2 tRNA genes are annotated in these 281 nt (G+C 43.8%); both read left to right on the forward strand.

The window, feature by feature from the left end:
- The first annotated feature begins 12 nt into the window (after positions 1-12).
- Positions 13-89 (forward strand) — tRNA-Ile (locus LQ598_RS13720).
- A gap of 22 nt (positions 90-111) precedes the next feature.
- Positions 112-187: transfer RNA gene (locus LQ598_RS13725), tRNA-Ala, on the forward strand.
- Positions 188-281: the final 94 nt, after the last annotated feature.

Genomic DNA, 281 nt, shown 5'->3' on the forward strand with positions numbered 1-281 from the left:
CAATTTAAGAATGGGCCTATAGCTCAGCTGGTTAGAGCGCACGCCTGATAAGCGTGAGGTCGATGGTTCGAGTCCATTTAGGCCCACCATTAAAATTTAATTACCCAATTAGGGGGCTTAGCTCAGATGGGAGAGCGCCTGCTTTGCACGCAGGAGGTCAGCGGTTCGATCCCGCTAGTCTCCACCATAATTTTTTATTGCACATTGAAAACTAGATAAGTAAGCAAATAGATTTTACCAAGCAAAAAACCGAGTGAATTTCTAACGAAATTCAACAAGCT

The organism is Mammaliicoccus sp. F-M27, from assembly GCF_022387115.1.
Lineage (GTDB): Bacteria > Bacillota > Bacilli > Staphylococcales > Staphylococcaceae > Mammaliicoccus > Mammaliicoccus vitulinus.